This window comes from Amantichitinum ursilacus (assembly GCF_001294205.1).
Lineage (GTDB): Bacteria > Pseudomonadota > Gammaproteobacteria > Burkholderiales > Chitinibacteraceae > Amantichitinum > Amantichitinum ursilacus.
Genome location: NZ_LAQT01000003.1, coordinates 186963 through 207746 on the forward strand (window position 1 = coordinate 186963; position 20784 = coordinate 207746).

Consider the following 20784-nt stretch of genomic DNA (forward strand, 5'->3'; position numbering starts at 1 on the left):
ATTGATCATGACTGGCTGGTCGCTATAAATACAGCGCCAGCTTTTTTTATTGAAGCGACTTGAGCGAATTCAGGTGGCTTGAATGGACACGCAATAATCGCAATTTGGAATGGCAATGGTTCGGCAAGATTTTTTCTTTGTTCAGAACTGGTTTTGACCTTGGTGCGATCAATTGTTAGCCGAGCCCTCGAAATTAAAAATCGATTTGCAAAGCTGGAATGCCAGTAAATAAGCGGCACTACTAAATAATTGTTGTGATTAAGGTTTTTTTGAAATTTTTCAAAGAGGTCCACCATGTCAATATCTAAATTAGATGGCTCGACATCTATCGGTCACTTCCGGCGCGGTGGCCAATCTAACACGCACAAACACCCTGTGCGCCGCGCATTGGCCCGAATCCGCAATAAATTGGCCATATTGCCGCGACGTATCTTGCCAGTGTTATTCGGGCTCGTTTGCTGCAACGCAGCCTGGGCAGGGTGTAGCTGGGTGGGGCCCGCAATTTCGGTGCCATTTGCGTCGTCCTATGTCGCTCACACTAACGAAACGACCGGCACCGTGATTGGGCAGGCGACGGCTCGATTTACCATAGACTGCAGTGTCGATACGTCAGTCCAATATGGCACACCCAATCAGCTCATTTCCTGGCCAGGCACTTACTATCCGCAGTTTTTTGAGTATCACGGACAATACCTGTTGCCATCGGGTCTGGAGGGTATCGGCATTCGGATTATTGGCGGCGAGAATACCGGTGGGCCTTCCGTTATTTACGGGGGCGGGTTTGGCACGCCGTACGCAGGGGATTTTCCGATGGGGAGCAGGTCCTATTCGCTGACCTATCAGGTGGTGGTCACCAGCCGCATGACCAAGGGGGGCTTTACCCAAGCCAGAGCCTTTTCCAATGCCTATCGCCTTGGTGGTACCTCGGGTGACCCCATTCGTTTTGGTCCAAATATCGTGGTGTCGTCTTTCCGCGTGGACGTTATGCCGCCTACCTGCATGGTGGATTCGAGCAGCGTGGCGCAGACCGTGGACCTGTCGGAGATCAGTGCGAAAGCTGCGGCGGGAAGTGTGGGTGCCAGTAAAGGGTTTAATCTCAGCCTGACTTGCGACGGCCAGGAGCAGAAGAACATTTATGTCACGTTTTCTGACGTTAACAAGCCGGCCAATACATCAAAAATACTTTCCTTAAGCCCCGATTCGACCGCGAAGGGGGTGGGCGTTCAAATCAGTAATAGCGTGGGCACGATTGGCTATGGTGCTGATACCACGGCCGATGACACGGTCAATACCTGGTATGTGCAGCCCACTGCGCTGGGAAAAATAAACATCCCGATGTCTGCCGCTTTGATCCGGACCGCTGATACCGCGAGTCCTGGCACCGCAAATGCACAGGCGACATTTACGATGAGTTATCGTTAGGCGTGACCAATGAGAACTTCAGTAAAAGTAATGAGCTTCTTGCACTGCGCATAGCCGCATAGCAGATCGCCGCCATTAAAATGAACAGCCCGCACACTGGAAGTGCGGGCTTTTTTTTGCGTTAAAGATTAATTGGAATTTTAGACTAATGACGCTGTTCGAGGATATGTTCCGATGTGCGCAGGCTGTACTGATCTGAAATTCAAAAGCTGGCTATATTTGCTTTAAGCGCTAATTGTCATCCCTCCACCGCAATCGCAATAGCAAAAATACCCGATTTGTCGCTTTTAATTTTATCCGTGTTTGCCGAATAAAATTATCCAGGTGTATGGCTAGCAGTCTTGCAGCGGATAGTACGCTATTCAATGTTGGTGTTTAAAATAAATAGATTCCAGAACGAAAAGCAAGCGGCTATGCTGGTCGTATCGTTTCCTGCTGTTTCTGCAGGATGATGGTTCGTGATAAAAAGCCTTCTTCGTAAAATTAATTAATTGTCAGTTTTTTATGTTGAACCTGCTCAAGGAGGATTTAACGCAGCGCCGTTGCGCCATGCCTGTATTTATGCATTTCGATAAAGGATGGGATTGAAACTGGCGGAGCTTGAACATATCCAGAAATATTAAAGACAAAAAGATCCGCTTTCCGGCTGATGAATTAAAAATCCCAAAGGAAAATTAATGCGTAATCTGGTTGTTTTATTGCCTCAGTGCACTCTGCAAGTTTGCAAAAAATATGCGCCCTTGCCGTTGGCCGGGTGCGCCTGGTTGTTCCCCGTCGGCGTGGTCGAAGCGGGTGAATGTTGGAACAGGCCCGCCAACGATCGCAATGCCGTGATCAGCGAAAGGGTGGCGCATTACGGCGCGGGTACGACGGTCAAGCTCAATACCAACGTGCCGATCGGGGCGGAAATGGGGCAGGCCAAACTTGAGTTCTCGCCATCGGCAAACGTGGGCATCACATGCCGGGGCAACGGGTACCTCAATTCTGAAATGAATCCTGCGTATGCATTTTTGGGCGGTTCGCCCCAGCTTTATGCGACCGGGCTGCCAGGCGTAGCAATGAGCTTGAGCCTGGACTGGCTGGATACCGCCGGGCGATTTGCTGCGCCACAGGGTTATATAGCGAGCCGCGGCAAAGGCGACCTTGCCTACGTAAAACACAGCGACGTCGAGATCACGGCCACCTTTATCAAGACGGATTCCGGCCCGGTTCGAGCTGGGCAACTCAGTGGCACATTGTTTTACCTTTACGCCACCGACAAAGAGGGCAACGGAAAATTTGATCTGGCCAGTTATAACCTGCAAAGCCCGTTGGTGTTGAAGGCCGATGCACCGCCCTCGTGCGCGGTCGATGCGGAATCGAAAACGACGGCATTGACCTTGCAGGACGTCAAGGCAACCGCCTTTCGCGGCCAGGGTTCCACCGCCAATGCCACGCCTTTCACGCTCAGGTTTACTTGCTCGGGTGCGGAGAATGGCGCTGCCTTGCGGGCGCAGATCGGCTTTACCGATGCAAACAGTCCAGGTAACGGCGGCAATGCCCTCACCTTGAGCCCCAAATCCACGGCCCAAGGGGTGGGCGTGCAAATTAAAGATTTAAACGGTACGGCGTACTCGTTTGGCCCGGAAACCCTGACTTGGGACGCCGCTGGCCATAAAACGCTCGGCGATTGGGGCGATGGCAAAAGAACGCTGTCGCTGATGGCCCACTATGTGCAAACGGGCGCGGCAATCAAGGCGGGCTCGGTTAATGCGATGGCGACGTTTGTGATGACCTATCAGTAAGTTGTGCTGCTTCAGAAGAGCTTCCCGGGGGCTTCTGATCCCTGCTGGCTGGCTGGCTGCTGTCACCACGGCACCAGTCGGCCTTCCGTTCCAGCAAAATCCCTTCGTTTGGCGCGAAGGCAGCGGCTGCCCAAGGTAGGGGGCCTAGGTGGGCCCGCTGGCCTGATTCTGATGCTTCTGGGGGAGCATGCCGCAATGCCTGCCCACGCGAGGGAGGTTTTGGTCTATGAATCAAGCATCTCCCGTGCGGTAACTTAAAAAAAATATGCAACCCCATGTGCGCCACTGGCATCGGATTGCCCGGCTTTTGCGGTGCAGGCAGGCTATTGCACTTTTTGTTTTGGCGGTGTGGCTCTGCATCGCACCTGGGGCCAGCGCGGCAACCACCTGCGTTAACTACGGGCCCGATGGCAACGCTTATCCGGTGGGCCAGATGGTGCCTTATTCCGGAACGGGCGGAACCGTGATGCTTAACCTGGCGGCTGCTACCGGCGCCGAGATGGGCAGCATCAGGATCTCCTTTACAACTCCAATCTACGTGACTGTTAAATGCCCGTATGGCGGGGGGTTTATCAGCCAGATGAGCAACGCTTTCGCCTCACTGGGCGGGTCGCCGCAGCTGTATGAAACCGGATTACCTGGCGTTGCCATGAAGGTATCGCTGAAGATGCCTGACGTACCGGGGACAAGCGCGAACGTGTTTGCGCCTGATGGCTACATCCCCACGGTGGGCACCATTTTTGCGACCATGGCCTACTTTGAAGAGGTCGCCACGTTTACTTTTATCAAGACCGACGCCGGCCCCACCCGCAGCGGGCAAATCAACGGCATGGTTTTTATCCTTACCAGTAATGCAGGGGGTAAGGTTGACCTGGCCAGTTTTAATCTCAGCAGCCCCATCGTTCTTAAAGTAGGCACATCGCCCACCTGCGCAGTAGACGCCGCTTCAAAGACGGTTGATGTCACATTGGCGCAGGCAAAGATCGCTGCGTTTAGCGGGCCGGGCTCCAGCGCCAATCCAACCCCGTTCAAGCTGATGTTTACCTGCACGGGTGCGAAGAACGGGGGCACGAGCATTGCGCAGATCGGGTTTACCGATGCCAATAGTCCGGGCAATACCAGTAGCGTGCTTAGTCTCAGCGCCAAATCGACGGCGAAAGGCGTCGGGGTGCAGATACAGAGCAGCGCAGGTATGCCCTATACGCTGGGCCCCGACAGCACGGCATGGGACGCGCCAGGGCATAACACGGAAGGCGAGTGGGCCAATGGCAATTACACGTTGTCGTTTACAGCTTCGTATATCCAGACCGAGCCCATTGTGCAGCCAGGTTTAGTGGATGCGATGGCGACGTTTACCATGACTTATCAGTAGCGCTCTCGCTCGACGGCGCGCCATAAAAAAACCCGCGATAGCAATATCGCGGGTTTTTTGTGCGCTGTAACCGGGCCAGCATTACGCCGGCCCAATCAACAATTACAGCGAATAGTACATATCGAATTCCACCGGGTGGGTGGTCATACGAGTGCGGTTCACTTCAACCATCTTCAGTTCGATGTAGGCATCGATGAAGTCGTTGCTGAACACGCCGCCACGGGTCAGGAACTCGCGATCCTTGTCCAGTGCGTCCAGTGCTTCGTCCAGCGAGGCGCACACGGTCGGGATCAGCTTGTCTTCTTCCGGCGGCAGATCGTACAGGTTCTTGTCGGCCGGATCGCCCGGGTGGATCTTGTTCTGCACGCCATCCAGACCGGCCATCAGCAGCGCCGAGAAGCACAGGTACGGGTTGGCCAACGGATCCGGGAAGCGCGCTTCAATACGGCGAGCCTTGTCCGATTGCACGTGCGGAATGCGGATGGAAGCCGAACGGTTACGGGCGGAGTACGCCAGTTTCACCGGTGCTTCGTAGTGCGGAACCAGACGCTTGTACGAGTTGGTGCCCGGGTTGGTGATGGCGTTCAGCGCCTTGGCGTGCTTGATGATACCGCCGATGTAGTACAGGGCGAATTCGCTCAGGCCAGCGTAGCCGTTGCCAGCAAACAGGTTCTTGCCATCTTTCCACACGGATTGGTGCACGTGCATGCCCGAACCGTTGTCGCCAACGATCGGCTTCGGCATGAAGGTCGCGGTCTTGCCGTACTGATGCGCCACGTTGTGCACCACGTACTTCAGGATCTGGGTCCAGTCAGCGCGCTGTACCAGGCTGCTGAACTTGGTGCCGATTTCGTTCTGGCCCGCGGTAGCCACTTCGTGGTGGAACACTTCAACCGGCACGCCCAGTTCTTCCAGCACCAGCACCATGCTCGCGCGGATGTCTTGATGGCTGTCAACCGGCGGAACCGGGAAGTAACCACCCTTCACGGTCGGACGGTGGCCGGTGTTGCCGCCTTCGTAGTCTTCAGCGGAAGACCATGCGCCTTCTTCGGACTTGATCTTGACGAAGCAGCCGGACATGTCCGCGCCCCAGGTCACGCCGTCGAAAATAAAGAATTCAGGTTCCGGGCCAAAGTAGGCGGTGTCGCCCAGGCCGGAAGACTTGAGGTAGGCTTCAGCGCGCTTGGCGATGGAGCGCGGATCACGGTCGTAACCCTTGCCATCGGACGGCTCAATCACGTCACACGTGATGAACACGGTCGGCTCGTCGTAAAACGGATCGAGCTTGGCGGTGGTGGTGTCCGGAGCCAGCAGCATGTCGGAGGCCTGAATGCCTTTCCAGCCCGCGATGGAAGAACCATCGAATGCGTGGCCGTGCACAAACCAGTCTTCGTCAACGACGTGCGAAGGAACGGTTACGTGTTGCTCTTTACCTTTGGTATCCGTGAAACGCAGGTCAACGAACTTGACATCGTTTTCCTTGATGAGCTTGATTACGTCAGCTGCCGACATCTGGGGCTCTCCTAATGCAGAGATTGTTGAAATGAATGTCACACTACCGGTCTTGACTACCATCCTCTCCGGTGCGGGTCGGACGTTAGTAAGCAAGTAGCGTGCCAGTAAAATTCTGTGCTGCCAGCCATTGTGCCACAAAGGAATTGCGGTTTTCCCGCTTTTAATGTGCGCACAAATATAGTGCATGCACCACGGTAGAGCACCAAAGCCGGGCAATTTGCAGTTGCGCCAGACTCAGTTTGGGGCGGTAGAATCATCCGCAAAACCATCAGGAGCAAGCTCATGAGCCAGATCCACCCACAAATCCAGGCCATTCTGGACCGGGCCCGCCAACGCGCGGCCGATAACAATCTGCCCTACGCAGGCGCGCTGACGCCGCCCGAGGCGCAACAGGTTTTGCTGGGCATGCCCGAGGCAAAACTGGTGGATGTGCGCACCCAGGCCGAATGGCAGTTTGTCGGCACGGTGCCCAATGCGGTGCAGCTGGAATGGAAGCGTTTTCCGGGCATGACGCCCAATCCCGAGTTTATTGGCCAACTGCAAAGCGTGGCCGACCCCGACGCCACCTTATTGTTTATGTGCCGTTCTGGCGCGCGCTCGCACGATGCGGCCACTGCGGCCGCGGCCGAGGGGTACGCCGAGTCGTACAACGTGCTGGAAGGCTTTGAAGGCGATAAGGATGGCAGCCAGCATCGCGGCAGCGTGAATGGCTGGCAGGGGCACCGTTTGCCGTGGGTACAAAGCTGATGCGTTATGTCGTGATTGGCCACCCGGTGGCACATAGCAAATCGCCCGCGATTCACGCTGCGTTTGCGGCGGAATGCGGGCTGCAGGATTTTTCGTACGAGCGTCTGTTGGCGCCGCTGGATGGCTTCACCGATTCGGTGCGTCAGTTTGTTGCAGCGGGTGGGGCTGGCTGCAACATCACGGTGCCTTTTAAAGAAGAGGCCTGGCGTCTGGCGGATCAGCGCACCCCGCGCGCCGCCGCTGCGGGCGCAGTCAACACCTTGATGGTGCAGGCCGATGGCAGCTTGCTGGGTGACAACACTGACGGCGCAGGCCTGGTGAGCGATCTGCAGCGCCATCTTGATCTCACCGGCAAGCGCATCCTGCTGCTGGGCGCAGGTGGTGCGGCGCGCGGCGTGGTGTTGCCGCTGGCGCAAGCTCGCCCCAGCCTGATCGTGATCGCCAACCGCACCGCCGACAAAGCGCGGCAGCTGGCCACCGAACTGGCCGATGCCGCTAGCGCATTCGGCGTGGCGCTGGGCGGCTGCGGCTTTGATGATGTCGATGCGGCGTTTGATGTGGTCATCAACGCCACCTCGGCCAGTCTGGGCGGCGAGCGTGTGCCGATCCCCGATGCGGTCTTCCACGGCGAAACGCTGGCCTACGACATGATGTATGGCCGCGACGAAACGCCGTTCCTGGCCCATGCGCGTGAGGCTGGCGTGCGGTTACGCGTGGATGGTCTGGGCATGCTGGTGGGGCAGGCGGCCGAAGCGTTCAGCTTGTGGACGGGCCGCAAGCCCAGCGTCGAGCCCGTGCTGGCGCAGTTGCGTGCACAGCTGTAAACAGCGCTATCCGTTTGTAAGCAGCCAGCCTAAAATCGCGCATCGTTTGATTGACTGGCTGTCTGAAGGCTCATTGTGAAGAAGCATTCTGTGGGTGGGTGGATCTGGCGCATCCTGCTAGCGCTGGTGGTGCTGCTGTTGTTATGGAACCTGTGGATACTGGTCCACGTGGTCTGGTGGCGCACTCACAACCCGGATGACACGGCCTTTATGGAAGAGGGCCTGGCGCGCCTGCAGCAAACCGACCCCAATGCCGAGCTGCGACACAAATGGGTGCCTTATAGCCAGATCTCGCCCAACCTGAAGCGCGCACTGGTGGCGTCAGAAGACGCGCGTTTCCTGGAACACGATGGTTTTGACTGGGAAGGCATCCAGACCGCGTGGGAAAAGAACCTGAAGAAAGGCCGCATCGTGGCTGGCGGCTCCACTATTAGCCAGCAACTGGCCAAAAACCTGTTCTTGTCCTCCAGCCGCTCGCCCTTTCGTAAAGCCGAAGAGGCGGTGATTACGTTGATGCTTGAGAACCTGATGGACAAGCGCCGCATCTTTGAAATCTATCTAAACGTCATCGAATGGGGCAACGGCATCTACGGCGCCGATGCCGCCGCGCGCTATTACTTTAAAACCAATGCCGCCGGCCTCAGCGCGGGCCAGTCGGCCAAACTGGCCGCGATGGTCACCAACCCGCGCTATTACGACACCCACCGCAACGACCGCCGCTTGCTACGCAAGGCCAGCATCATCGGTCGCCGCATGGGGTATGCCGACGTGCCTTGATGGGGCTGGTTGTGCCTGGGCGGTTTTGCCTGCCATTGCGTCGATCCGCGCTTGCAGTTGCAGCAAAATCAGCGCCAGGTTGCGCGTAGCGGGATTGCCGCGTGCCGACAGCATGCGGTGCAGGCTTTTGCTCGGGATCCCGGTCTGGCTTGCCAGTGGTTCAAAGCCGCCCGTGGCGTTGACCAGATCGCGCAGATGCAACAGGCAGGTGCCCACTTCGCCCTCACGGAGCAACGTAACGGCCTCATCAAGCAGGCCTTGCGCCAGGCCAGGGGTTTGCTCAATCAGTTCGACCAGCGTTTCACTGGTGCTGCGCGTTAATGCCATGTGGGGCCTCCGTCTTGATGCGATGGCAGAAGTTGCTGTGTCTTCTTGCGGGTCTTGTATTGCTGATGCATTGCCAGTGCGCGTTCGATATCGCGCTGCTGGGTTCGTTTGCTACCGCCGCCAAACAAGATGATCAGCGTGGCGCCATCCTGGGCCAGATACAGTCTGTAGCCCGGGCCAGCGTGGATAACGTACTCCCCAATGCCGCGAAACCACTTGATTGCAGATGTGTTGCCTTGTTCCAGCCGGTTTTTTGCGGTCCATATCTTGAGCTGCACGTCAGGGGCCAAAGTGCGAACCCAATCTTTAAACGGGCTCGAATCATCCGCGCAAACATATTCCCGAACTTCAATGATGGCCATGGTAACCCAAATGTTACTAATGAGATGCGCGCAAATGTATGTCCTGCGCGCCAGCCCTCTTCGGATACCTCCCACCGCACTTCGTTTTTTGATAATCGCGCCATTTCAGCGCGCACAATTCACCCCCGCCCATCCCCCGGCTTGCGCCTTTTGCGCAACATTTCGTATCGGTGATACGCAATGGTGCATGCCGCGGCTTGGGGTGCTCGCAAAAACCTCATAAACTGCAGCGCACACTCAAAGATCTGATCACACGCAGCCGCGCGCTAATGACGCGGCGCGATTAGAAGCCACTTTCCAACCTATCGGGGCAACGTGGCGTACGCCAGGGCTGGCGCGCGCCCGCAGGGGAACTACATGAAGTGGACGCTGTGGCGACGCGACTGGATTGCGGCGCTGGCGGTGGTTTTGCTGTATCTGCTGGTCTGGGCCGTTACGCCCATGGTCAACAGCATGGAAAACGCTGCTTATGATGCGGGCGTGCGCCTGACTTCCCGCGCGCCCTCCAGCCGGGTGGCCGTCATCGCCATTGACCAGCAGAGCCTCGACAATATGGGCCGCTGGCCGTGGCCGCGCGACATTCAAGCCCGCATGATCGACAAGCTGGCCGCCGCCCACGTGCATACGCTGGTCTCCACCGTGTATTACACCGAGCCCGGCCAGGATCGCGGCCTGTCGTATCTGCAACGCATCAAGTCACTACACGACGCCGACCCCGGCGCGTGGCCGCCGATGATCGTGCCTTTGCTGGACGAAGCGATGGCCGCGCTGGACGAAGACCACACGCTGGCCACCAGCATCGATCACGCAGGCAATGTGCTGGTGCCGATGCTGTACCGGCTGGGCGATGCCGACGGCAATCCGGATCGGTCCTTGCCCGAATTCGTGCGCCGCACCGAACTTGAGCCGCAAGGTGATCCCGCCGAAGGTTGGCCGCTGTCGGTGACGCAACCGACCTTGCCGCTGGCCCCCGTGGGCGAGGCTGCCGCTGGCGTGGCCGCCGATATGCAACAACCCGACAGCGACGGCATGGTGCGGCGCGTGCCGCTGCTGTTGCGCTATCAAAACCAGATCTATCCCTCCTTCGACTTGTTGATTGCGGCGCATGCCTTGGGCGTGCCGGCGCGTCAGATCAGGTTTGCGCCGGGCAAGATGGCGCAACTGGGCAGCGTGCAGGTGCCGCTGGACCAGGACGCGGCTTTCCGTCCGTACTTTTACGACAGTGCCAACGGCACGCCGCCGTTTAGCGTCGATTCGTTTTACGACGTTTATAACGGCAAGATTTCGCTGGAAAAATATCGCGACAAGATTGTGCTGATTGGCGCGGTGGCGCCCGGCATCGGTAACAACTTTGTGACGCCGGTGTCCTCGGCCATGCCGCCGGTGTTACTGGGTGCGCAGATCATCTCGGCGCTGTTGCAGCAGCACTATTTTGTCTCGCCCGCGTGGACGCATTATCTGCAGCTGGCTGTGCTGGCGCTGGTGGCGGCGTATCTGACCCTGGCGTTGCCGCGTCTGAATGCCGCAGTGGCCGCCGGCCTGAGCGCCGTCGCCGTCGCCGCCTTGCTGGGCGCGCAGTTTGTGCTGATGACGCAAGCGATGCTGTGGGTGCCGTTAATGGGGCCGGTGGCCCTGCTGGCGGCGGGCTATCTGGTGATTACCAGCAAGCGCTATTTGTTGTCCGAAGCACGCGAACAGCAATCCGCGGCCGAAAGCGCCGAATCCAATCGCATGCTGGGTCTGGCGCTGCAAGGGCAGGGCCAGCTGGATATGGCCTTCGACAAACTGCGCCGCGTGCCGATGTCGGACGACATGATGTCGGTGCTCAACAATCTGGCGCTCGATTTTGAGCGCAAACGCCAGTTCAACAAGGCCGAAGCGGTGTATCGCGCGATGTCGCAATACGACGAGCACTGGCAAGACCTGCCCGCGCGCATTAACCGCGCGCAGCAACTGGCCGAAACCGTTTTGCTGGGCGGCACCGGCGTGCATGGCACGTTGATCAGCGCCGATGGCGACGTCACCAAGCCGATGCTGGGCCGCTATCAAATCGAAAAGGAACTGGGCAAAGGTGCGATGGGCGTGGTGTACCAGGGCCGCGATCCGCGCATCGGCCGCGTGGTGGCCATCAAAACGCTGGCGCTGACGCAGGAATTTGAAGCCGACATGCTGGAAGAAGCGCGGCAACGTTTTTTCCGGGAAGCGGAAACTGCGGGCAGCCTGACGCATCCCAATATCATCACCATCTATGATGCGGGCGAGGACAACGATCTGGCGTGGATTGCCATGGAGCTGTTGCAAGGCGGCGATCTGTTGCCCTACACGCAAGGCGGCAAACTGTTGCCGCTGGCCGAGGTGGCTTCGGTGGTGCGCAAGGTGGCCACCGCGCTGGCCTATGCCCATGGGCAGAATGTGGTGCATCGGGATATCAAGCCCGCCAATATCATGTTTGACCGCGCCAATCGCACGGTTAAAGTGATGGACTTTGGCATTGCACGCATTACCGACGTTAACCGCACGCGCACCGGCATGGTGTTGGGCACGCCCTCCTATATGAGCCCCGAGCAGTTGCTGGGCCAGCCGCTGGATGGGCGCTCCGACCTGTTTTCGCTGGGCGTAACGATGTATCAGATGTGTACTGGGCGTCTGCCGTTTGAAGGGGATTCCATGGGGCAGTTGATGTTTTCGATTACGCACGACACGCCGCGCGACCCGCGCGAGTTCAACCCGAAAGTGCCGGGCATGCTGGCCGCCATCATCATCAAGGCGCTGGCCAAAGCGCCGGACGAACGATTCCAGACAGGCGAACAGCTGGCGCACGCGTGTGCCCGGCTGGAAGCCGGTTTGCTGAAGCGGGCCGCGGGCAATGCGTAATCTGGCCAGCGCGCTGCAAATGGTGCAGCACACCGACACCGGCCTGCAGCGCGACCACAACGAAGATGCCGTGCTGATCGACGCCGCCGAAGGTTACGCGGTGCTGGCCGATGGCATGGGCGGCTATAACGCAGGCGAAGTGGCCAGCAAAGTGGCGGCCGAAGTCATCGCCCAGGTGCTGCGCGAATCGATTCCGCTGGCTGAAAATCGCCAACTGTTGCGTCATGGCGAACACGCAGGCGCGCTCAGCCTGCTGGCGGATGCGGTACAACGCGCCAATCTGGCCGTGTTTGAAATGTCACGCTCGGACCGCCAGTACGCGGGCATGGGCACCACGCTGGTCAGTGCGCTGTTTTACGATAACCACGTGGCGGTAGCGCATGTGGGCGATTCGCGTTTGTACCGTTTGCGCGATGAAGTGCTGCAGCAGCTGACGCACGATCATTCGTTTTTGCAAGAACAGATCGACCACGGCCTGATCACGGCAGAAGAGGCGCGTTATTCCGGCAACAAAAACCTGGTGACGCGCGCGGTGGGCATCTCGCCCGACCTGCAAGTGGAAGTGAACGAATACGATGCGCAGGTCGGCGACCTGTTTTTGCTGTGCTCCGACGGACTGTCCGATCTGGTGTCCGAGCCGGAGATGCTGGAAACACTCACTGTGCTGCGCACCAATCTGCCCGTTGCCGCCGCGCATCTGATCCAGCAGGCAAACAATCTCGGCGGCAAGGACAATATCTCGGTGATCCTGATTGCCGTGCAAGCCAGTTTCGGCGCCAATAACGGCATATGGGCGAAGATTGCCGATTGGGTCGCACCGAAACCCCCGAAAACGCCCTAGCGCGGCGGGGCTTGTAACGCGAACCGTAGTGAGCGACCACTCGCCGGCCCCGGGCTGGCCACAGAGCGAGTGCGCGCCAATAAAACAAAGACAAACCGAGATGGCAAAACTGATCCTCAGCCTGGCGGGCGAGTACGTGGAAGAGTACAAGCTGGTGCAGGAAAGCACGCGCATAGGCCGCCGCCCCCACAACGATATTCAGGTCGATCACCTCGCCGTATCGGGCGAGCATGCCGTGGTGCGGCAGAAAGGCCAGCACTATGTGCTGAATGATCTGGATAGCACCAACGGCGTTACCGTTAACGGTCAGCGTGTGTCGCGCCATGTGCTGCAAGACGGCGACCAGATCCGCATCGGCAAACATATCTTCCGCTTTTGCGTGGATAACAAAGCCACGTTTGCTCCAGCGTCCGCCAAGCCGTTTGAAAAAACCGTATTGCTGATGCCGCCGGGCAGCAAGCCGCTGATGAAGCCGTCCGCGCCCGCTCCCGCGCCGGTGGCCAGCAAACCGGCAGCACCGGTCATCAGCAAACCCGCCGTCGCGCCCGCTGCCGCAAGCGTTGCCGTGGCGCCGCCCGCAGCAGTGCCTGCGCGCAAGGTGGGCGTGGTTAAAGTGCTGACCGGGGCCAATGCCGGCCGCGAACTGGTGCTGAACAAGCCTTCCACCACACTGGGCCGCACCGGCAGCCAGGTGGCCGTCATCACGCGGCAACCGCAGGGTTATGTAATCAGCCATGTCGAAGGCCCGCGCAAGCCGTGTGTGAACGGTCACGACATCGACATGATCCAGCTGAAGGAAGAAGACCTGATCGAGCTGGTTGGTGTAAAAATGGCGTTCTTCTTCCGGGACCAGGCTTGATCTTGTGATCAAAAAATACGGGCTGCAGCTTTTAGCGGGCCTGCTCACGCTGTTGGTATTGCTGGCGCACCTGGTGGGCAGCCTGCCGCTGCCCGCGCTGGACCGGCTGGATGCCTATATCTACGACACGCGCATCCGCTTGGGCGCCACCAGCGAGCCCGATTCGCGCGTCGCCATTATCGATATCGATGAGAAAAGTCTGGCCGCGCTCGGGCACTGGCCGTGGCGACGCGATGTGGTGGCGCGCCTGCTGGATCAATCGTTCAATCGCTATAAAGTCCGCGCGCTGGGTTTTGACGTGGTGTTCGCCGAAGAAGACAACAGCGGCGGCTTGCCCGCGCTGCAACGGCTGGCCACGCGCGAACTCAAAGATATTCCCGAATTTAAAGACACGTTGACCCGGATTGCGCCACAGCTGGATGGCGATGGCCGTCTGGCGCGCGCACTTAAAAACCGCCCGGTGGCGCTCGGCTTTTATTACAGCAATGGCGATGACGCGGTTAACGCGGGCGCCTTGCCGCCGCCGGCATTAGCGGCCGATGCCCTGGCCCCGGTGCAAGGCATGCTGCTACAAGGCGCGCATTACGGCGGCAATCTGCCCGAACTGCAACTGGCCGCCGCAGGCGGTGGCCATTTTGTGCCGCAGGTGGATGCCGATGGCGTCATCCGCCGCGTGCCTTTGCTGGTGCAGATTGACGGCCAGTATTACCCGTCGCTGGCGCTGCAACTGGTGCGGCTGGCGCAAGGCAATCCGCTGCTGGAGCCGGTGATTGAAGCAGGCGGCGGCGTGCCGCAACTGGAGGCGCTGCGCCTGGGCGGCACGCGTCTGGCGGTCGATGCGCATGGCCAGGCCACCGTGCCCTATCGCGGCCCTGCGCATTCTTATACCTATATCTCGGCGGTGGACGTGGTGCGGGGTCGTGCGCCGCGCGAGCTTCTGAGCAACCGCATCGTGGTGGTGGGCGCGACCGCCCCTGGCCTGAACGATCTGCGGGTCACGCCCGTGGGCGAAACCTATCCCGGCGTGGAAGTGCACGCCAACATGATTTCCGCGCTGCTGGATGGCGATCTGCCGCAACGGCCCGGCTACTTGCTGGGCGGCGAATTGCTGTTGCTGATCGTGCTGACGCCGTTGCTGACCTGGCTTCTGGCCACGCGCACGCCGCTGATGGCCACGCTGACCACGTCCATTTTGCTGTTGGCGCTGGTGCTCAGCGACCTGGCTTTGTGGCGTTTTGCCTATGTGGATATGCCATTTGCCAGCACGCTGATGCTGGTGCTGGTGTTGTATGTAATCAACATGGCCTATGGCTATTTCTTTGTGACGCGGCGGCAAAGTCAGCTGCGCGAGCTGTTCGGCCAGTACGTGGTGCCCGAACTGGTGGAGCGCATGAGCGACGATCCGCGCGCCTATACCATGGCCGGCCAGAGCCGCGAACTGAGTGTGTTGTTTACCGACGTGCGCCATTTCACCGCCATCAGCGAAGGCATGCAGGCCGACGAGCTGGCGCGTTTTATGAACGCGTTTTTGACCACCATCTCCACCGTAATCCGCAGCCGCCATCTGGGCACCATCGACAAATACATCGGCGATTGCGTGATGGCGTTCTGGGGCGCGCCTTTGCCCGACGCCAACCATGCGCACAACGCCGTGCTGGCGGCGCTGGATATACAGCGCGCCATAGCCGCCGCCAATCCTGAGTGGCAAGAACACGGCTGGCCGAAACTGACCGTGGGTGTGGGCGTCAACACAGGTCTGGTGACGGTGGGCGATATGGGTTCCAGTTATCGGATGACCTATACGGTGATGGGCGATGCCGTCAATCTGGCGTCTCGCGTGGAGGGCCTCACCGCGCATTACGGCGTGCCCGTCATCGTGACTGAAACCACGCGCCAGGCCGCGCCCGACCTGGTGTATCGCGAGATAGACCGGGTTAAGGTCAAAGGCCGTGAAGACCCGGTGACGCTGTACGAACCGCTAGGCCTGGCCAGCGACGCCACGTTGCAAGCACGAGCCGACCAGTTTGCACAAGTGTTGCGTGACTACCGGGCGCAGCGCTGGCAAATTGCCGCCGCGCAATTAGAATTGCTGGCTGCTGCCGAGCCCGACTGCGGTTTGTACCGCGTGTATCTACACCGCATCGCCGCCTGGCAACAGTTGCCGCCCGCCGAGGCGTGGACCGCAATCCACGAATTCGACACAAAATAGACGCGCTGCGCGCGGGCATGCGTGCTTTGCTGATCGCGCCCTGTTTCGCCCTGGTGGCATAGGGTGGGTCAAGACCCACCACGCAAAGCCGCATGCCAATATTGCGGCTATTTTAAGCGGCCTTGATGTGCAGGGTGCTGCCAGACCGCGCGTTTGGTCCGCCAACATCGCATTCTTATCCGCGGCTTTGAAAGGTGGGTCCAGACCCACCCCATGCATCGCGATTTCTTTTTTAGCAGAGGGCCAGATGCAATTGCAGGTGTTGGGATGTAGCGGAGGGATTGGCGCTGGCCAGCGCACTACGTCGTTGCTGCTGGACGACCGTATCCTCATCGACGCCGGCACCGGCGTGGGCGACTTGTCGTTTGAGGCGCTGCTCAACATCGACCATGTGTTTCTCACACACGCACACATGGACCACATCGCCTGCCTGCCCATGCTGCTGGACACCGCCTTTGGCAGCCGCGCCGAGCCGGTGACCGTGCACGCCACGCAAGCCTCCATCGACGTACTGCGCCGGCACATCTTCAACTGGCATATCTGGCCCGACTTTGCCGCCATCCCCGACAGCCGCAATCCGTTTTTGCGTTTTGCGGTGATGGAGCAAGGCGATCGCGTCGACATTCCTGGCGGCCACATCACCGCCTTGCCCGCGCTGCATACCGTGCCCGCCGTAGCCTATGCTTTGCATAGCGACGACGGCTGCATTGTGTTCTCGGGCGATACCGCTGATCACGCGCCGTTCTGGGAAGCCGTAAATCAGATTGATGACCTGAGCGCGCTGATTATCGAAACCGCGTTTGCCGACCAGGATGCCGATCTGGCGCGCACCGCGCTGCATTTTTCGCCGGGCGCATTGCTGAACGCGCTGGGCCAGATGCAGCACGAAACCGACGTCTGGATTACGCACTTAAAACCGGCCGACCACGCGCTGATCATGCAACAACTGCACGATGACCCCGCGCAAGGCCGCCGTTTTGCACGACTGCAGCCGGGCCAGCGGCTCGACTTTTAACCAGACTGAATACCCAAGTGATGACCGAACGCATGGATCACGCCGATCTACGAAATCGATTGCAAAAGCTCAACGCCATCGGCATTGCGTTGTCGGCGCAAACCGATATTGCCCAGCTGATCGAGATGATCCTGAACACCGCGCGCGAACTGGTAAACGCTGACGCGGGCACGGTTTACCTGCAACGCGACGATCAATTGCAGTTTGAGCTGGTAATGACCGGCTCGCGCAATCTGCACTGGGGCGGCACCAGCCCGATACGCGCACATATTCCAGCGTTGCCGCTCAAGCTGGCGGATGGCCAGCCCAATCTGGCCAATGTGGCGGCCGCCGCGGTCAATCTGGATAAGACCATCAACATTGCCGACGCCTATACCGCGGAAGGCTACGACTTTAGCGGCACGCGCCAGTTTGATGAACGCCTGGGCTATCGCTCGCGCTCGTTTTTAAGCGTGCCGCTGCGCAACCACGATGGCGCGGCGCTGGGCGTATTGCAGCTGATCAATGCGCAGGATGAAGACGGCAACAGCATTGCCTTTAGCGTGGATGACCAGCAGTTGGTGGAATCGCTGGCCTCGCAGGCCGCCATCGCCATCAACAATCGCCAGCTGATCAATGCGCTGGAAGAACTGTTTGAAGCGTTTATCGGCATTATCAATATGGCGATCGACGATAAATCGCCCTATACCAGCGCGCATTGCCAACGCGTGCCCGAGCTGACGCTGATGCTGGCCGATGCCGTGTGCCAGGCCGATTACGGCCCGCTGGCCGGCTTTGCCATGAGCGCCGCCGACCGTTACGAACTGAAAATCGCTGGCCTGCTGCACGACTGCGGCAAGATCACCACGCCCGTGCATGTGGTGGACAAAGCCACCAAGCTGCAGACGATTTTTGACCGCATTGATCTGATCGATACGCGCTTTGAAGTGCTGCTGCGCGATGCCGAAATCGCCCATCTAAAAGGCGAAATGGATCTGGCTAGCTGGCAGCAGACGCGTGAGCAAATCCACGCCGACCGCGCCTTTTTGCGCCACACCAATCGTGGCGTGGAAGCAATGAGCGACGCCGATATCGCGCGCGTGCAAGCCATCGCGCAGCGCACGCTCAGCGTGGATGGCCAGCGCCTGGCGTTGTTAAGCGCCGATGAGGCCGAGAACCTGAGCGTGCGCCGTGGCACGCTTACGCGCGCCGAACGCGACATCATCAACCACCATATCGATGTCACCATCCAGATGCTGGCGTCGCTGCCGTGGCCGCGCCATCTGCAGCGCGTGCCCGAATTTGCCGGTGGCCACCACGAACGCATGGACGGCAAAGGCTACCCGCTGGGGCTGACGCGCGAACAGATGAGTGTGCAGGCGCGCATCATGGGTCTGGCCGATGTATTCGAAGCCCTGACCGCCAAGGACCGACCCTATAAACAAGGCATGCCGCTGTCGCAAGCGCTGGCCATCATGGCGCGGATGGCGCGCGACCAGCATATCGACGCCGATCTGTATGAAGTGTTTTTGCGGCAACAGGTATGGTTGGCCTATGCCCAACAGTTTCTGGATGCAGACCAGGTGGATGCCGTCGATACCGCGTCGTTGCTGGCCCTGGCGCGCAGCCCCAGGCCGCAGCCCAGCTGAGTGCGCGGCAAGTGGTATTACCGCTGGCCGCCGAATGGTTTCAGGGTAACCGCCTAAAGACGCGCGCGCGTAGGCCGCGTACAGTCGGCGATCTTTTTTGCCATACTGGCAAAAGTGGTCGACAGGAAAAGCGTTTATGTGCGGAATCGTTGGTGCAATCTCGGAACGGAATGTGGTGCCCATGTTGTTGGCAGGGCTGGAGCGGCTGGAATACCGCGGCTATGACTCCAGCGGTGTGGCGTTAACCGGCCCCAAACTGTTCGAGCGCATCCGCGTGGCGGGCCGCGTGGCCGACCTGACCGCCAAAGTGGGCGACGCCAGCGGCCTGATCGGCCTGGCCCACACCCGTTGGGCCACGCACGGCCAACCCACCGAAGCCAACGCCCACCCGCATCTGGGCGGCGACAGCATTCTGATCGTGCACAACGGCATTATCGAGAACCACCAGGACTTGCGCACCGAACTGATCGCGCGCGGCTACAGCTTTACCTCTGAGACCGATAGCGAAGTCATCGCGCATCTGGTTCACCACTATTTTGAGCAATCGCAGAATCTGCTGGCGGCCGTGCAAGCCACCGTCGGCCGCCTGACCGGCGCCTATGCTATCGGCGTATTAAGCCGCGACGACCATAGCCGCGTGATCTGCGCCCGCAAAGGCAGCCCGCTGGTATTAGGCCTGGGCTTTGGCGAGCAGTTTTTTGCCTCGGATATCTCCGCGCTGCTGCCGGTTACGCAACGCATGGTTTACCTGGAAGACGGCGATATCGCCGAACTGCAACGCAAGGAAGTGCGCGTGTTTGACGCCAATGGCCAACCGGTCAGCCGGCCTTCGCGTACGGTGGACGTCTCGGCCGACGCCGCCGACCTCGGCCATTTCCGCCACTACATGCAAAAAGAGATTTTCGAGCAGCCCACCGCCATCGCCAACACGCTGCAACGCGTGCTGGAACTGGGCTGCAAGCCCGCGCTGTTCGGCCCGGAAGCCGACACGCTGTTTGCCAACGCGCCCGCCGTGCGCATCGTCGCATGCGGCAGCAGCTATCACGCCGGTCTGGTCGCGCGCTACTGGATTGAAGAATGGACTGGCTTGCCGGTGAGCGTGGATATCGCCAGCGAATACCGCTATCGCAAAGGCCGCGAACAGGATGGCACGCTGATCGTCGCCATCTCGCAATCGGGCGAAACCGCCGATTTGCTGGCCGCCATGCGCTCCGCACGCGAACGCGGCGACGTTAAAGTGCTGGCGCTGTGCAACGTGCCGCATTCCACACTGACGCGCGAATCTGATCTGCTGTTCTTGACGCAAGCTGGCCAGGAAATTGGCGTGGCTTCGACCAAAGCCTTTACCACGCAGCTGGTGGCGCTGTACGTGCTGGCCGCTGCGCTGGCGCAAAGCCGCCAGACCCTGTCCGCCAGCGCGCTGGACGAAATCGTCGGCGCGTTGCACAGGCTGCCGGTGCTGGTGGAGGAAATGCTGGCGCTGGATGGCGAACTGGATAAATGGGCGCACGAGTTATCGCACTACAACCACGCGCTGTTCCTGGGCCGCCACACGCTGTTCCCGATTGCGCTGGAAGGCGCGCTAAAACTGAAAGAAATCGCCTATATCCACGCCGAAGGCTACGCCGCGGGCGAACTCAAACACGGTCCACTGGCGCTGGTGGACGAGAACATGCCCATCATCGTCTGCGCCGCCGCCGATGAGCTGCTGGAAAAACTGGTGTCCAACCTGCGCGAAGTGGAAGCGCGCAGTGGCAAGGTGTTTCTGCTGGCCGAACCCGGCTGCGAAGCCGCCCACGACGGCGCACATCGCGTGCTGACCATGCCGGTGGCCTCCGGCCCGCTGGCCCCGGTGGTGCTGACGCTGCCACTGCAAATGCTGGCGTACCACACGGCTTGCCGCAAAGGCACGGACGTGGACAAGCCGCGCAATCTGGCCAAGAGCGTGACGGTGGAATAAGCGGGCAGGGCGCTAGCCCCCGCACCAATCCGGCGAATCAGGGGTGGATACCGGCGTAAGCCGCTGGCGCAGCGATGGCGGCCACGCCTGAATTCCGGTCTATGAATTTCTGAAGTCGCAATACCAACGCCCGTCCCCGGAATCCCGCGCTGAATGCCAGTGCGGGCGTTACGGGCCACGGGCTGCAACCTTTTGTCATTCTGGCGCTGAACATCCTCGCCCCCGTTGCGGCCCAGATCTCCCCACGACCCCAATATTTTGCGCCAAG

General features: G+C 59.6%; 17 protein-coding genes. 13 read left to right on the top strand and 4 right to left on the bottom strand.

All coding sequences use genetic code 11. The features are described 5' to 3' along the window. Nucleotides 1-5: 5 nt before the first annotated feature. Complete coding sequence (locus WG78_RS22335; protein ID WP_152969074.1) at nt 6-296, bottom strand: hypothetical protein; 291 nt, start codon at nt 294-296, stop codon at nt 6-8. Between WG78_RS22335 and WG78_RS05685 the strand changes: the two genes are divergently transcribed. The 3 genes from WG78_RS05685 to WG78_RS05695 all read left to right on the top strand — a co-directional run bounded on the left by WG78_RS05685 (nt 295) and on the right by WG78_RS05695 (nt 4578). Next, nucleotides 295-1422 carry a fimbrial protein gene (locus WG78_RS05685; protein WP_083458795.1) on the top strand — a complete coding sequence of 376 codons (1128 nt, stop codon included), beginning with the start codon at nt 295-297 and terminating at the stop codon, nt 1420-1422. The two genes, WG78_RS22335 and WG78_RS05685, sit on opposite strands and share 2 nt — an antisense overlap. A gap of 677 nt (nt 1423-2099) precedes the next feature. Further along, entirely contained in the window at nt 2100-3206 is a 1107-nt protein-coding gene (locus tag WG78_RS05690) for a fimbrial protein (protein WP_053936827.1), read from the top strand. Between the two features lie 433 nt (nt 3207-3639). Further along, nucleotides 3640-4578, top strand: coding sequence for a fimbrial protein (locus tag WG78_RS05695; RefSeq protein WP_161805072.1), 939 nt, complete (start codon nt 3640-3642; stop codon nt 4576-4578). A gap of 102 nt (nt 4579-4680) precedes the next feature. On the opposite strand, the gene glnA is transcribed toward WG78_RS05695, so the two are convergent. Then, nucleotides 4681-6090, bottom strand: coding sequence for a glutamate--ammonia ligase (gene glnA / locus WG78_RS05700; RefSeq protein ID WP_053936829.1), 1410 nt, complete (start codon nt 6088-6090; stop codon nt 4681-4683). Between the two features lie 285 nt (nt 6091-6375). On the opposite strand from glnA, the gene WG78_RS05705 reads away from it, so the two are divergent. The 3 genes from WG78_RS05705 (at nt 6376) to mtgA (ending at nt 8441) form a co-directional block, all read left to right on the top strand. Further along, entirely contained in the window at nt 6376-6840 is a 465-nt protein-coding gene (locus tag WG78_RS05705) for a rhodanese-like domain-containing protein (RefSeq protein ID WP_053936830.1), read from the top strand. Then, nucleotides 6840-7664 carry a shikimate dehydrogenase gene (aroE, locus tag WG78_RS05710; RefSeq protein ID WP_053936831.1) on the top strand — a complete coding sequence of 275 codons (825 nt, stop codon included), beginning with the start codon at nt 6840-6842 and terminating at the stop codon, nt 7662-7664. Before WG78_RS05705 ends, aroE begins: the two co-directional genes overlap by 1 nt. 75 nt (nt 7665-7739) lie before the next feature. Next, nucleotides 7740-8441 (top strand): monofunctional biosynthetic peptidoglycan transglycosylase, encoded by a 702-nt coding sequence (mtgA, locus tag WG78_RS05715; protein ID WP_373278972.1) that lies wholly within the window; start codon nt 7740-7742, stop codon nt 8439-8441. On the opposite strand, the gene WG78_RS05720 is transcribed toward mtgA, so the two are convergent. After that, on the bottom strand, nt 8388-8768 hold the full coding sequence (locus WG78_RS05720; RefSeq protein ID WP_201782365.1) for a helix-turn-helix domain-containing transcriptional regulator: 381 nt from the start codon (nt 8766-8768) through the stop codon (nt 8388-8390). The two genes, mtgA and WG78_RS05720, sit on opposite strands and share 54 nt — an antisense overlap. After that, nucleotides 8759-9130, bottom strand: a complete 372-nt coding sequence (locus WG78_RS05725) for a type II toxin-antitoxin system RelE/ParE family toxin (RefSeq protein WP_053936833.1) — start codon at nt 9128-9130, stop codon at nt 8759-8761. Before WG78_RS05725 ends, WG78_RS05720 begins: the two co-directional genes overlap by 10 nt. A gap of 357 nt (nt 9131-9487) precedes the next feature. Here WG78_RS05725 and WG78_RS05730 point away from each other — a divergent pair, with 357 nt between their 5' ends. From WG78_RS05730 to glmS, 7 genes are all read left to right on the top strand, one after another. Continuing rightward, on the top strand, nt 9488-12004 hold the full coding sequence (locus WG78_RS05730; protein ID WP_053936834.1) for a CHASE2 domain-containing serine/threonine-protein kinase: 2517 nt from the start codon (nt 9488-9490) through the stop codon (nt 12002-12004). Next, on the top strand, nt 11997-12845 hold the full coding sequence (locus WG78_RS05735) for a Stp1/IreP family PP2C-type Ser/Thr phosphatase (protein ID WP_053936835.1): 849 nt from the start codon (nt 11997-11999) through the stop codon (nt 12843-12845). Before WG78_RS05730 ends, WG78_RS05735 begins: the two co-directional genes overlap by 8 nt. A gap of 100 nt (nt 12846-12945) precedes the next feature. After that, nucleotides 12946-13704: an FHA domain-containing protein gene (locus WG78_RS05740; RefSeq protein ID WP_053936836.1), complete on the top strand. Its 759-nt coding sequence runs from the start codon at nt 12946-12948 to the stop codon at nt 13702-13704. Nucleotides 13705-13708: 4 nt separating this feature from the next. After that, complete coding sequence (locus WG78_RS05745; protein WP_053936837.1) at nt 13709-15913, top strand: CHASE2 domain-containing protein; 2205 nt, start codon at nt 13709-13711, stop codon at nt 15911-15913. 247 nt (nt 15914-16160) lie between these two features. Then, nucleotides 16161-16928 (top strand): MBL fold metallo-hydrolase, encoded by a 768-nt coding sequence (locus WG78_RS05750; RefSeq protein ID WP_053936838.1) that lies wholly within the window; start codon nt 16161-16163, stop codon nt 16926-16928. Nucleotides 16929-16948: 20 nt separating this feature from the next. Then, on the top strand, nt 16949-18556 hold the full coding sequence (locus WG78_RS05755) for an HD domain-containing phosphohydrolase (RefSeq protein ID WP_201782366.1): 1608 nt from the start codon (nt 16949-16951) through the stop codon (nt 18554-18556). Nucleotides 18557-18692: 136 nt separating this feature from the next. Then, nucleotides 18693-20516 carry a glutamine--fructose-6-phosphate transaminase (isomerizing) gene (gene glmS, locus WG78_RS05760; protein ID WP_053936839.1) on the top strand — a complete coding sequence of 608 codons (1824 nt, stop codon included), beginning with the start codon at nt 18693-18695 and terminating at the stop codon, nt 20514-20516. The last annotated feature ends 268 nt before the right edge of the window (nt 20517-20784 follow it).

Coding starts and splice junctions, on each gene's coding strand:
- WG78_RS05685 (WP_083458795.1), top strand. CDS start 295: ATGTCAATATCTAAATTAGATGGCTCGACATCTATCGGTCACTTCCGG.
- WG78_RS22335 (WP_152969074.1), bottom strand. CDS start 296: ATGGTGGACCTCTTTGAAAAATTTCAAAAAAACCTTAATCACAACAAT.
- WG78_RS05690 (WP_053936827.1), top strand. CDS start 2,100: ATGCGTAATCTGGTTGTTTTATTGCCTCAGTGCACTCTGCAAGTTTGC.
- WG78_RS05695 (WP_161805072.1), top strand. CDS start 3,640: ATGGTGCCTTATTCCGGAACGGGCGGAACCGTGATGCTTAACCTGGCG.
- glnA (WP_053936829.1), bottom strand. CDS start 6,090: ATGTCGGCAGCTGACGTAATCAAGCTCATCAAGGAAAACGATGTCAAG.
- WG78_RS05705 (WP_053936830.1), top strand. CDS start 6,376: ATGAGCCAGATCCACCCACAAATCCAGGCCATTCTGGACCGGGCCCGC.
- aroE (WP_053936831.1), top strand. CDS start 6,840: ATGCGTTATGTCGTGATTGGCCACCCGGTGGCACATAGCAAATCGCCC.
- WG78_RS05720 (WP_201782365.1), bottom strand. CDS start 8,768: ATGGCATTAACGCGCAGCACCAGTGAAACGCTGGTCGAACTGATTGAG.
- WG78_RS05725 (WP_053936833.1), bottom strand. CDS start 9,130: ATGGCCATCATTGAAGTTCGGGAATATGTTTGCGCGGATGATTCGAGC.
- WG78_RS05730 (WP_053936834.1), top strand. CDS start 9,488: ATGAAGTGGACGCTGTGGCGACGCGACTGGATTGCGGCGCTGGCGGTG.
- WG78_RS05735 (WP_053936835.1), top strand. CDS start 11,997: ATGCGTAATCTGGCCAGCGCGCTGCAAATGGTGCAGCACACCGACACC.
- WG78_RS05740 (WP_053936836.1), top strand. CDS start 12,946: ATGGCAAAACTGATCCTCAGCCTGGCGGGCGAGTACGTGGAAGAGTAC.
- WG78_RS05750 (WP_053936838.1), top strand. CDS start 16,161: ATGCAATTGCAGGTGTTGGGATGTAGCGGAGGGATTGGCGCTGGCCAG.
- WG78_RS05755 (WP_201782366.1), top strand. CDS start 16,949: ATGACCGAACGCATGGATCACGCCGATCTACGAAATCGATTGCAAAAG.
- glmS (WP_053936839.1), top strand. CDS start 18,693: ATGTGCGGAATCGTTGGTGCAATCTCGGAACGGAATGTGGTGCCCATG.